The organism is Xanthomonas sp. LMG 12461 (assembly GCF_009192935.1).
In the GTDB taxonomy this organism is placed as follows: Bacteria; Pseudomonadota; Gammaproteobacteria; order Xanthomonadales; family Xanthomonadaceae; genus Xanthomonas_A; species Xanthomonas_A sontii.
This window is the reverse complement of record NZ_NQYT01000003.1, coordinates 68,104-80,165: the sequence shown is the minus strand read 5'-3', so window position 1 is coordinate 80,165 and position 12,062 is coordinate 68,104. Positions and strand designations below refer to the sequence as shown.

General features: G+C 70.4%; 10 protein-coding genes. 2 read left to right on the top strand and 8 right to left on the bottom strand.

Going from position 1 to position 12,062, the window contains the following annotated elements:
• Positions 1–636: 636 nt before the first annotated feature.
• Positions 637–3,201, bottom strand: coding sequence for a bifunctional lysylphosphatidylglycerol flippase/synthetase MprF (mprF, locus tag CEK68_RS01345; RefSeq protein ID WP_150410310.1), 2,565 nt, complete (start codon positions 3,199–3,201; stop codon positions 637–639).
• Between the two features lie 502 nt (positions 3,202–3,703).
• Here mprF and CEK68_RS01340 point away from each other — a divergent pair.
• Together CEK68_RS01340 and CEK68_RS01335 are read left to right on the top strand one after the other, a co-directional pair.
• Positions 3,704–4,396, top strand: coding sequence for a DUF998 domain-containing protein (locus CEK68_RS01340; protein WP_152238293.1), 693 nt, complete (start codon positions 3,704–3,706; stop codon positions 4,394–4,396).
• A complete protein-coding gene (locus tag CEK68_RS01335; RefSeq protein WP_017910151.1) occupies positions 4,393–4,737 on the top strand; it encodes a RidA family protein in 345 nt (114 codons plus the stop codon). The genes CEK68_RS01340 and CEK68_RS01335 overlap by 4 nt, the downstream gene beginning before the upstream one ends.
• Before the next feature lie 220 nt (positions 4,738–4,957).
• Here the strand turns inward: CEK68_RS01335 and CEK68_RS01330 are convergent, their stop codons facing one another.
• From CEK68_RS01330 to CEK68_RS01300, 7 genes are read right to left on the bottom strand one after another with little or no spacing between them, the layout of a single operon-like run.
• A complete protein-coding gene (locus CEK68_RS01330) occupies positions 4,958–6,034 on the bottom strand; it encodes a cyclopropane-fatty-acyl-phospholipid synthase family protein (protein ID WP_152238292.1) in 1,077 nt (358 codons plus the stop codon).
• 20 nt (positions 6,035–6,054) lie between these two features.
• The gene (locus tag CEK68_RS01325) at positions 6,055–6,837 is read right to left on the bottom strand and encodes a DUF1295 domain-containing protein (protein WP_152182241.1); all 783 of its coding nucleotides are present in this window, start codon (positions 6,835–6,837) and stop codon (positions 6,055–6,057) included.
• Positions 6,834–7,379, bottom strand: a complete 546-nt coding sequence (locus CEK68_RS01320; protein WP_152182242.1) for a DUF2878 domain-containing protein — start codon at positions 7,377–7,379, stop codon at positions 6,834–6,836. Before CEK68_RS01320 ends, CEK68_RS01325 begins: the two co-directional genes overlap by 4 nt.
• Positions 7,376–8,689 carry a cyclopropane-fatty-acyl-phospholipid synthase family protein gene (locus CEK68_RS01315; RefSeq protein ID WP_017909121.1) on the bottom strand — a complete coding sequence of 438 codons (1,314 nt, stop codon included), beginning with the start codon at positions 8,687–8,689 and terminating at the stop codon, positions 7,376–7,378. The genes CEK68_RS01320 and CEK68_RS01315 overlap by 4 nt, the downstream gene beginning before the upstream one ends.
• Positions 8,686–9,555, bottom strand: a complete 870-nt coding sequence (locus tag CEK68_RS01310; RefSeq protein WP_152182243.1) for a DUF1365 domain-containing protein — start codon at positions 9,553–9,555, stop codon at positions 8,686–8,688. Before CEK68_RS01310 ends, CEK68_RS01315 begins: the two co-directional genes overlap by 4 nt.
• Positions 9,552–10,805: an FAD-dependent oxidoreductase gene (locus tag CEK68_RS01305; protein WP_152182244.1), complete on the bottom strand. Its 1,254-nt coding sequence runs from the start codon at positions 10,803–10,805 to the stop codon at positions 9,552–9,554. The genes CEK68_RS01310 and CEK68_RS01305 overlap by 4 nt, the downstream gene beginning before the upstream one ends.
• Positions 10,802–11,743: an acyl-CoA desaturase gene (locus CEK68_RS01300; RefSeq protein ID WP_193314070.1), complete on the bottom strand. Its 942-nt coding sequence runs from the start codon at positions 11,741–11,743 to the stop codon at positions 10,802–10,804. Before CEK68_RS01300 ends, CEK68_RS01305 begins: the two co-directional genes overlap by 4 nt.
• Positions 11,744–12,062 lie beyond the last annotated feature (319 nt).

Sequence of the window (12,062 nt, the reverse complement as noted above, 5' to 3'; positions counted from 1 at the left end):
GAGAACCGGAGTGCGGCGGCGCTGACTCCTACTCGTGCTTGCTGGCACTGCGGCTAAACGGCCTGCCGCACTCCGCTCTCACCTACAACGATAGACCCTTATTTGACACAAGCGGCTTCAGCCGCGACCGGACCGCTGAAACGTCGGTTCTACAAGGCGGCGAGCGTGGTTGGTCGCCGCCGGGCGCTTCATGGCTGCCGTACCCTCACCCCAACCCCTCTCCCGGGGGGAGAGGGGCTAGCGCTGTTCCTTCTCCCCTCGGGAGAAGGTGCCCCGAAGGGGCGGATGAGGGTACGGCGCGAAGCCTCGCAATGCCCCGGCAAACGGGATAGCCGGGCCGAATCCCCAATCCCATCTCCCCAATCCGCGCCTCACTCAGGCTTGCGTGGATCCAGCGAAATCAGCCGGGTCACGTCCAGCAAGGCGGCGGGCAGGTGCATGCCGCCGGGCGCTCCCTGGCGGTCGTACCCTCACCCCAACCCCTCTCCCGGGGGGAGAGGGGCTTTGCTTTTCCTTCTCCCCTCGGGAGAAGGTGCCCCGAAGGGGCGGATGAGGGTGCGGCGCGAAGCCTCGCAATGCCCAGGCAAACGCGGGGTAGCCAGGCCAATCCCCAATCCCGACTCCCCAATCCCCGCCTCACTCCGGCTTGCGCGGATCCAGCGAGATCAGTCGGGTCACGTCCAGCAGGGCGGCGGGCAGGTGCATGCCGCCGGGGGCGGCGAGGTAGCGGGTGCGCCAGGCGGGGGCGAACTTGGACTTGAAGCGGCGCAGGCCGGTGAAGCCGTAGAAGCGTTCGCCGTGGCGCACGATCAGGTTGCCGAAGCGGTTCCAGCGGCCGGCCAGGCGGTGCTGCGCCAGGCCCGACAGCGGCGCCATGCCTAGAGAGAAGCGCTTGTAGCCCTGGTCGCGGCCCCACAGGAACAGCTCGATGAACAGGAAGTCCATCGTGCCCTTCGGCGCATCGGCGATGTGCCGCATCAGGTCCACCGACAGCTCGTGACCGGCCGGGGCCTGCCACAGGTTGGCGAAGGCCACGACCTTGCCCTCGAACTCCACCACCGCGATCGGGAAGCGGCGCAGGTAGGCCGGGTCGAAGCTGCCCAGCGAGAAGCCCTTCTCGGCGCCGGCCTTGTCTTCCAGCCACTGCTGCGAGACCTCGGCCAGCACCGGCATCAGCGCGTCCACCGCGTCGGTCTCGACGATGCGGAAGCTCAGCCCGCTGCGCTTGCCGCGGTTCCAGGCCTGGCGCAGGTCGGCGCGGTCGCGGCCTTCCAGGTGGAAGCCCTCCAGCGACACCATCGCTTCCTCGCCGAGCTTGACCAGGGTCAGGCCCAGGTCCAGGTAGGTCTGCCAGTGCTGCTCGCCGACCTGGTAGAACACCGGGCGCAGGCCCATGCGGTCGGCTTCCTCGCGGAAGCGCCAGATCAGCGCGCGGGCCACTTCCGGCGCGCCGACCGGGTCGCCCATCGCCACCAGCGAGCCGCCGTAGCGCTGCATCATCACGAAGCCGGGGCCGTCCTCGGCCTGCAGCAGCGCCTTGTCGCCGGTCAGCACCAGGCAGGCCTGGGTGTCGGTGGCCTCGGCCAGCACCGGCGCCAGCGCGTCCAGTTGCGCACCATCGGCCGGCGGCAACGGCGAGCGCGTGCTGTGCAGCAGCCGCGCCAGCCCGAATACCACCACCGCCACGCTGACCAGCAGCACCGCGCGCAGCGCGCGTGGGGCGTTGGCCGAGGTGGCGAATTCCCACCACAGCTCGTTCTGGTATTCGACGTGACTGTAGACGAAGAACAGCAGCCAGATCGTGGCGATCAGCACCAGGCCGAGGTTGCGCAGCCACGGCCACGACCAGGCCTCGTCGAGCAGGGCGCCCTCGCGGTAGAACTCGCGGCGCGCGCCCCACAGGCCGACCGCCACCACCAGCGAGGACAGCGCCACCGAGACGTGGCCGCCGCGCAGCCAGGCCGGCAGCGGCAGCAGCACGCAGATGCCGATCGCCAGCACCCAGGCGGCATGGCTGCGCCGCTGCAGGCCCTGGCCGATCAGCAGCAGCACCACGCCGCCGAGGCTGGCCAGCAGGTGCGAGGTTTCCATGATCGACAGCGGCGCCATGTCCTGGCGGCGCTTGGGCGTGGGCAGGGTGCCGTCGATGACCAGCGCCGCGCCGACCGCGAACACCGCCAGGGCGATGATCTGCGGCAGCCACGGGCGCAGCGTGCGCCAGGCCACGCGCACGCCGCCGGCACTGGCGGCCAGCGGCCGGCGCAGGCCGGACAGCGACGCCATCAGCACCGACAGCAGCAGCGGCACCACGTAGTAGGTGATGCGGTAGATCAGCGCCGCCGCCAGCACCGCCGCCGGCGCCACGCCGGGCAGCAGCTTGAGCAGGCTCCACTCGAACACGCCCAGGCCGGCCGGCACGGTCGAGACCAGGCCCGCCACCACCGCGACCAGGTACAGGCCGACGAAGCCGATGTACTCGATGCCCGATTCGTTGGGCAGCAGCACGTAGAACGCGGCACTGGCCAGGCCCAGTTCGACCACGCTCAGCGCGGTCACGCCCAGGGTGGTGCGCCGGTCCGGCAGCCACAGTTCGTGGCTGCGCCAGCGCAGGGTGCGGCCGTCGCGGCCGGCCAGCAGCAGCATCGTGGCGAAGCCGACCAGCAACGCGATGCCGATCGCGCGCACCGCAGTCGCGCCGACCGGCAGCGCCAGCGCCGCCGCGGCCGGTTCCAGGGTCAGGGCCAGCGCCAGCAGCAGCCACGCGCCGAACACGAAGCCGAGCGTGCTCATCAGCACCACCTGGCCGATCTCGGCCAGGCTCAGCCCGACCCGGCCGTAACCGCGCAGGCGCACCGCGCCGCCGGTCAATGCGGCGAAGCCCAGGGTCTGCCCGACCGCATGCGCCAGGAACGCGGTGATGCTGATCCGCATCGGGTGCAGCTTGCGCCCGCTGCGGCGCAGGCCGACGGCATCGAAGCCGATCAGGCAGGCGTAGCTGCTCAGGCCCAGCAGCAGGGTCAGCACGATCTGGCTGAGGCTCAGCTGGTTGAAGGCGTGACGGATCGCACTGTAGCCGTGGGTGCTGAACTCCGTGGCCAGCGCGTGCAGCGCCAGGGCCAGGATCGCCAGGCTGGCCAGCACCGGCAGCGCACGGCGCCAGCCGGGCGTGGGTGCGGGAGTAGAGGGCGCGGCGTCGGTCATTGCGGACGGACGGCGGCGAGGCGCGACGGCGCACGTTGCGCGGTGCGCGACGCGGCCGGAGCGGAAGTGCGGGTGAAACGAAGACGGGCCATCGCGATACCGGTTGGATGAAAGCGTGTGACGAACATTGAGAGGGCTGCGACCAAGTGGCTGCGTCGCGGTGGGTGGGGTGTCGGGGCAAGCCGGGTTGCACCGGCCTGCCGCGCATCACCCCGGTGGGATGCCACGCGTCAGGTCCCGACAGCGGTCGCGGTCAGCGGCGCGAAGGCGAGTGCGGTACCGGTGAGCTTGGCGCCCTCCCGGGCCGCACCCCGCAGCGCACACATCGCACCCCTGTCAGCCGTACCGCTCCTCTTGCCGTGCATCCCACGCTCCAGGCTATACCGGCCGTGCCGGCGACGCGCATGATAGTGGAATCGCACGTCGCCACGGCGTCTGGACCGCGGCAGGGGCCGTGGCCGGCGCATGTGGCGACGGTCTGTGTCGGTTCCGGAGCCTGTCGATGCCCTTGTCCGCGTCTCCCTTTCCCAAGCCGCCGCGCTGGACGCGCCTGACCGGCGCCGCAGCGCTGCTGCTGGGGCTGCTGTTCCTCGGCGTGGCCATGGCGTTGCAGGTCGTGCGTGCCGATCTGCACTGGCAGCAGGCCACGCTCAGCCAGTACCTGCATGGGCCCGGCGGACTGCTGCTGCGCACCGTCTACGTCCTGCTGGCCGTCGGCGTGGTGGCGCTGGCGGCCGGGCTGTATGCGCAGGCGCCGCCACGCGCGCGCAGCGGTGCGCCGGTCGTGCTGTTCGGTTGCGCCGCGCTCGGCCTGTGCGGCGTGGCGATCGGCGACAGCTATCTGCCGCAGCGCGCACCGCTGCTGGCGCCGCTGGTGCACGGGCTCTCCGCGCAGACCGCGTTCCTGTGCGTGACCACGGCGATGCTGCTGCAGAGCGCGTGGCTGCGCGGGCAGGCGGCGTGGCGGGGCCGCGCCGGGCCGCTGTTGCTGCTGGCGGTGCTGGCGTTCGTGGCCCTGTGGGTGCATGTGCTGTGGCGCGCGCCGCCGCGCGGGCTGACCCAGAAACTGCCGATCGTGTTGATCCTGGCCTGGCTGCTGCCGGTGGCGTATCGCGTGTGGCGGCCGGTGCCTGCAGCCGCGGCGCAATCGCGCGACAATGGCGCGGTCTTCCCACTACAGGACAGCGCATCATGATCCAGCGTTTCGATACCGGCCCGCGGATGTCGGAGATGACCGTGTACAACGGCGTGGCCTATCTGGCCGGGCAGATCGCGGACGATACCAGCGAAGACATCGCCGGCCAGACCCGCCAGGTGCTGGCCGCGATCGACCGGTTGCTGGCGCTCGCCGCCACCGACAAGAGCCGGATCCTGCGCGCGGAGATCTTCATGACCGACCTGGCCGAGTTCGCCGAAATGAACAAGGTCTGGGAGGAATGGGTTAGCCCGGGCAACACCCCGGCCCGCGCCACCGTGCAGGCCAAGCTGGCCGACCCGGCCTGGAAGATCGAGATCGTCATTACCGCGGCGGCGTGAAAGCCGGGAATGGGGAGTCGGGAATCGGGAATGGGAAAGCCGGCAGTGCGTCGCCTGAGCGACCGCGTGAAGCAGTGGCTTTAGCCGCGACAGGCGTCGCCGGTAAAGCCCGTCGCGGTTGACCGGAAGTTCCTTGGGTACGCAGGTAACCCGGGCACTCGCGGGACGCCCATTCCCGTTTCCCCATTCTCCATTCCCGGCGCCCCATCGCCCCAGCCCCTCAGCGCCTGACGAACCGGTAATGCGCCACGCCCCACTGCTGGCCCTGTTCGTAGCCGAACAGTTCCGCGCAGGCCATCCAGAACATGCGCCAGCGTTGCCACCAGATCTTGGCGTCGGCGCCGTAGGTGGCCTGCAGCACCGGCATCAGCATGTCGCGGTGGCGGTCCTGGTTGTGCAGCCAGGCGTTGGCGGTCTTCTCGTAATGCTGGCCGGACAGCAGCCAGCGGCGTTCGATCGCCAGGTCGTCCTGGAACTGCAGCAGGGTGTCGGCCGCCGGCATCAGGCCGCCGGTGAAGAAGTGCCGGCCCATCCAGTTGTCCTCGCCCTGCACCTCGAACGGGTAGGCCAGATCGCGATGGCAGAAGATGTGCACGAACAGCCGGCCGCCCGGCACCAGCCAGTGGCTGACCCGCTTGAGCAGCTCGCGGTAGTTGCGCATGTGCTCGAACATCTCGATCGAGACCACACGGTCGTAGCTCTCGGTCGGCAGGGTCAGGGTGTTGGCGTCGTGGGTGATCACCTTGACGTTGCCCAGCCCGCGCGCGCGGCATTGCGCTTCGATGTGCTCGCGCTGCGGCCGCGAGTTGGAGACCGCGGTGATGCGTGCGCCGGGGAACTGCTCGGCCATCCACAGCGTCAGCGAGCCCCAGCCGCAGCCCAGTTCGAGGATGCGCTGGCGGTCGCGCAACTGCGCACGTTCGGCGTACAGCTGCAGCATGCGTTCTTCGGCCGCGTCCAGGTCGGGCGTGGTCGCATCCCAGTAGCAGCTGCTGTATTTCAGGCGCTTGCCCAGGCACAGCTCGAAGAAGCGCGGCGGCACTTCGTAGTGTTGGCGGTTGGCTGCGTCGGTCTCGATCGCGATGGCGCTCTCGCGCAGCGATTCGATCAGCAGGCGCTGGCGCTCCCAGGCCGCGTCGGCGCCGCCGGCGCGCTCGTCGCGCAGGCGTTGCGCGCACAGCCGGCGCATCGCCGCGCGCAGCATGGCGTCGGGCAGCAGGCCGGATTCGGCCAGGCGCGTGGCCAGCGGCTCGGCCGGCGCGGCAGGCGGGGAAGAGGTGGCGAAGGTACTGGACATGGCGGATCTCCTCGCGCGGCTCAGTGCCGCGGCGGCATGGGGAAGAAGGCGCTGGTGCTGCGCTGGTAGTCGGCGTAATCGCGGCCGCGCGAGCGCAGCGCTTGCTGTTCGGTATAGGGAATGCCGGTGACGCGATAGAGGAAGGCGAACATCAGCAACGGGCCCAAGGCCGCCACGCCGACCCACAGCGCGCCGCTGCCCACTGCCAGGAACACGTAGGCGAACCAGTGCACGAATTCGAAGAAGTAGTTCGGATGCCGCGAATAGCGCCACAGGCCTTGGCGGCAGGTCTTGCCCTTGTTCGCGGGGTTGGTGCGGAACGCGGCCAGTTGCCGGTCGGCCAGGCTTTCCCCGCCGACCGCGATCAGCCAGGTCGCGACCGCCAACGTGGTCCACGCGCTCCACTGCGGCTGCGGATTGTGCGCGGCCACCGACAGCGGCACCGCGAACGCCAGGACCACCAGCGCCTGGCCGAGGAAGAACGCCAGGAACTTGCGCTGGTCGCCGTGCCAGTGCTCGCGCAGGGCACGATAGCGGCCGTCTTCGTGCGCATCGCCGAACACGCGTACGCCCAGATGCCAGGCCAGGCGCGCGCCCCACAGCCCACCCAGCACCGCGGTCAGTACCCGCGGCAGCAGCGCGCCATCGGCACGCCAGGCGCAGTACACCGCGGTCAGCGCCATGCAGGCCGACCACAGCACATCGACCACGCCGGCATTGCGGGTGCGCCGCTGCCAGGCCCAGCCGGCGAGCATGACCAGCACGGTGAAGATGCCTACATGCAGGAGCGGCCAGGCGTTCATCGCGCCACTCCGGTGGCCGGCAGTGCCGACGTGGCGACCATCAGGCGGCGCGTCGCCAGGCTCAGCAAGGTCAGCGCCGCGGCCCAGCCCGCAGCCAGCGCCAGCAGCGCCTGCGGCGTGGGCGCCACCAGCGTCACCGCCTGCCAGCCGCGCGCGGCCAGCACATAGCCCAGCGGGCCGCCAATGGCGCCGAACAGCGCCGCGCGCCAGGGATGGCGCATCACCCAGGCCAGCGAGTGCTGGAAGGTCAGCGCGAAGCCGGCCCACAGCGCCAGGATCCACAGCGGCGGCCACGGTGCCGGTGGCGCGGCGGCGTAGCGCACCCAGTCGCCGGCGCGCATGGCCGCATCGACACCTGCACCCAGCGGCAACGCCAGGGCGATCAGCGCGGCGTCGCCACGCGCGCGGCGGCGCGACTGCAACTGGTACAGCGCGAACAGCGCCAGCGCCGCCGGGCCGGCCCAGGCCAAGCCGTGCGCGGCGCCGACGACGGCGGCCAGCCACAGCCCCTGCAGGGCGAGGTAGTTGATCAGGTTGCTCATGCGTCGCCCGCCAGCGCCGGCGCGAACTGCGCCGGCCGTGCGCGCGGCTTGCTCAGCCACAGGTGCACGTCGCCGATCGAGCGCTCCAGGAAACCGCCTTCGCAGTAGGCCAGGTAGAACTCCCACATGCGGATGAAGCGTTCGTCGTAGCCGAGCGCGCGCACCTGCGGCAGCTTTGCCATGAAGCGCTCGCGCCAGGCGCGCAGGGTCAGCGCGTAGCTGGGGCCGATGTCTTCCAGGTTGAACAGACGCAGGTCGCTGGCGCGGCCGATCGCCCCGGTCATCGCCGCCACCGAGGGGATGAAGCTGCCCGGGAAGATATGGCGCTTGATGAAGTCCACCGACTTCAGCGCCTGCGCGTAGCGGTGGTCCTCGATGGTGATGGCCTGGATCAGCGCCTGGCCGTCGTCCTTGAGCAGGCTGCCGACCTTGCCGAAGTAGGTATCCAGGTATTGATGGCCGATCGCCTCGATCATCTCGATCGAGACCAGGCGATCGTAGCGACCGTCGAGATCGCGATAGTCGCGCAGCAGCACCTCGACCCGGTCCGACAGCCCGGCGGCCGCGATGCGCTGCCGGGCCAGTTCGTACTGCTCGCGCGAGATGGTAGTGGTGGTGACGCGGCAGCCGTGGTGCTTGGCCGCATGCAGCGCGAAGCCGCCCCAGCCGGTGCCGATCTCGACCAGGTGGTGGTGCGGCTGCAGGTCGAGCTTGGCGCAGATGCGCTGCAGCTTGCGTTCGGCGGCGCGTTCCAGCGCGGCTTCGCCCAAGGCGGCGTCGGCGTCGCGGAAGATCGCCGAGGAGTACATCAGGTTGCGATCCAGGAACAGCTCGAACAACGGATTGCCCAGGTCGTAGTGCGCAGCGATGTTGCGGCGGCTGCCGGCGCGGGTATTGCGCGCGAACGCGTGCAGGCCGCGCATCGCCAGGCCGCCGAGCCGGGCCAGGCCGGTTTCCATCGCGTCCAGGCGGTCGCGGTTGCGCACCAGCAGGCGTACCAGTGCGACCAGGTCGTCGCAGTCCCACAGGCCGTCCATGTACGCCTCGCCGACGCCGACGCTGCCGTTGAGCGCGGCCTGGCGGTAGAAGCGCGGGTCATGGATGCGCAGATGCGCCTGCAGCGTGTCGGCGCCGATGCTGGTATCGCCCAGCGTGGTCAGCGTGCCGGCTTCCTCGATGCGCAACTGGCCCTCGCGCAGGCCATCCAGGGTGGCGAGCAGGCGTTGCCGCAGCAGGCGGTCGAGCCCGCGCAGCGGCGGTGCGGCAGGGGCCAGCGCGGCGGCGGAAGAGGGCGCGTGCGGAGCGTTCATCGGCGTTCTCGCGGAAGGGAGTGGTCGGGGTGGTCGTGCACCGGGTTGCCGCGCAGCCACAGCCGCAGCGCCTGCCAGTGGATCTTGGCCATGACCTGCAGGGTCATCGCCGGATAGCGCAGCAGTGCCTGCGCCAGGCTGGCACCGTCGAGCGCGCGGCGTTCGAGCACCAGGGTGGCGTCGAAGCGTCGCCGCGTCGCCGCCGGCGTGGGATCGAGCACGTCCATGTGCACGCGCAGTTGCGCGCCGGGTTCGCTGAAGCGCCAGGCATAGGTATGCGCCATCGCCATGAACGGCGAGACGTGGAAGCGCTTGGCGAAGCGCCAGGCGTGCGTGGCGCCGTGACTGCGCGCCTCGGCCATCGGCAGCACGTAGGCGTGGCGCTGCCGCCACGGCGTGTTGGTGATCTCGGCCACGATGCTGTGCAGGCGCTGCTGCGCGTCGTGGCAGTAGTAGAACGTGACCGGATTGAAGCAGTGGCCGAAGTAGCGCAGGTGGGTGAGCATGCGCACCGGGCCCAGCGGACGCTCGCCGGTGTGCTGCTGCACGCGGTCGCGTACCGCTTCGTCCAGCGGTTGCGCGGGGTCGCCCAGGTAGTCGCTGCGGCGGAACTCGGCCAGGTTGCGCCGGTTCACCGACCATAGCCAGCGCCGCGCGAATACCTGCTTCAGTTCGTCCAGGTCCAGGTACAGCAGGAACAGCGGGTAGCGGAACGCCAGCGCTTTCGGTGCGTAACGGCGATGCCGCACCCAGCCGGTGTACACCGCGCTGTGCAGGCCATGCAGGGTCGTGCCCGCCGCCGCCGACGTTGTCGAGACGGCGCCAGTCGGCGGGGCGGGCACGGCAGCACGGCGCATCAGCGTCATGACCAGGGTACCCCCAGCGCAGCGGCGACGTCGACCGCGCTGCGCAGGCCGTCCTCGTGGAAGCCGAAGCCCCAGCCAGCGCCGGCGAACCAGGTATTGCGCTGGCCCTGGATCTCGCCCTTGCGCGCCTGCGCCGCCACCGACGCCTGGGTCTGCAGCGGATGCCGGTAGCGCATGCGTCGCAGCACCTTGGCCGGATCGATCGCATCGGTGCGGTTGAGGCTGACGATGAACGGCTGCGGCGCCTGCAGCGACTGCAGTGCGTTCATCCAGTAGCTGACCGTGCACGGCGCGTCCGGATCTGCCGGCACTTGCGCGTTCCAGGCGGCCCAGGCGCGGCGGTCGCGCGGCAGCACGCGCGCGTCGGTGTGCAGCACGGTCTCGTTGTCCTGGTAGCCGATCGCGCCGAGGATCGCGGTTTCCGGGTCGCTGGGGTCGGTCAGCAGGCGCAGCGCGTCGTCGGCGTGGCAGGCCAACACCGCATGGTCGTATTGCTGGGTATCGGCATCGCAGGCGATCGCGACGCTGCCATGGGCCGTGCGCTGCAGCGCGCGCACCGGCGTGCCGAGCCGCTCGCGCACGCGCCAGCGGCTACGCAGCGCACGCACGTAGCTGTTGGAGCCGCCGCGGACCACCCGCCACTGCGGGCGGCCGCTGACCTGCAGCATGTGGTGATTGGCCATGAAGCCGATCAGCTGGCGCATCGGGAAATCGAGGATCTGCCGCGACGGCGAGGACCACAGCGCCGAGGCCATCGGCACCAGGTGCGCGTCGCGGAATACCTCGGAGTAGCGGTGGCGCTGCAGGAAGTCGCCGAGGGTGAGCTGCGCCAGCGTGGCGTCGTGCAGCACCTGCGGCGCCTCACGGTAGAACCGCCGCAGATCGCGCAGCATGCGCCAGAAGCGCGGCGACAGCAGGTTGCGGCGCTGGCAGAACAGCCCGTCGAGCGTGCCGGCGTTGTACTCCAGCCCGGTGCGTTCCTCGTGCACCGAAAAACTCATCGTGGTCGGCTGCGACTCGACCCCGAGCCGCGCGAACAGCGCGCTCAGCAGCGGGTAGTGCTCCGGATTGAACACGATGAAGCCGCTGTCCACCGCGTATTCCGCACCGTCCAGTTCGATCGCATGGGTATGGGTATGGCCGCCGAGATAGTCGGCCGCCTCGTACAGCGTCACCTCGTGGCGCTGCGACAGCAACCACGCCGCGCCGAGGCCGGCGATCCCCGAGCCCACCACCGCGATCCGGCTCATCGGGCACGCGCCTGTGCGCGCACCAGCCCGGCCGGCACCGGCTTGAGCTCGCGGATCACGCGCGTCCACGACAGCGCCTTCAGGCCGTACCAGGTCAGGTCCAGCTCCCACCAACGGAAACCCTGGCGCGCGGCGCCGGGGAAGAAATGGTGGTTGTTGTGCCAGCCTTCGCCGAAGGTCAGCAGCGCCAGCCACAGGTTGTTGCGGCTGTCGTCGCGGGTGTCGAAGCGGCGGCTGCCGAAGCGGTGCGCCAGCGAGTTGATGGTGAAGGTGGCATGGAACAGCGCCACGGTGGAGACGAAGAAACCCCACACCAGCAACTGCGGGCCGTCGGTGCCGAGCTGCGGCACGTGCTGCTGCAGCCACCCGCCGAGCAGGAACAGCGCCAGCGCCAGCAGCACTGGCAGCAGCAGGTCGAAGCGGTCGAGGAAGCGCAGTTCGGGGAAGCGGCGCAGGTCCGGGATCGCCTCCCAGTCGGTGCGGAAGCCGCGCGGGGTCAGGAACCAGCCGCTATGGCTCCACCAGAAGCCGTGCTGGCGCGGCGAATGCGGATCGGCCGGGGTATCGGTATGGCGATGATGGTTGCGGTGGTGGGCGGCCCACCACAGCGGCCCGCGCTGCACGCAGGTGGCGCCGATCGCGGCGAACAGGAACTGCACCGGGCGCGAGGTCTTGAACGCGCGGTGCGCGAAATAGCGATGGTAGAAGCCGGTGAGCGCGAACATGCGCACGGCGTACATCGCCACGGCCATGCCGACGGCGAACCAGGACACGCCGACCCAGAACACGCCCAGGCACGCCAGGTGCAGGCCGATGTAGGGCGCGGCACGCAGCCAGTCGATGCGGTCTGCCCGCGCCGGATCCAGCTCGATCTCGGCACTGGTGTCGAACCAGCGCCGCAAGGTGCGCAGGATGCGGCCACGCGGCGCTGGTGGCATTGTGGAATGGCTGGGTTCCGGAACGGGACTCGGCACAAGCGCGTCTCATTGGGGGACTTGGGAGCGATACGGGCGAAACCGGAAGACGGATGCACCGCGTCGCATTTCCCCTGCACGGCTGCGAACGCGGCATGGCGGCCACGACGGCGCAGCGCAGGCGTCGCACGAATCGGAAGATCTGGCTGTCGTGCGGATGCGCGATGGCGGCGGGGATGTTGCCTGCGCACGAGTGGTGGGCGGGTGAATGCGCGCCCGGTTCTTGTAGACGAGCGCGGCATAGCCTGGCCGCGGCCCGATCTCTCCGCGGCGCGTGCAAGGT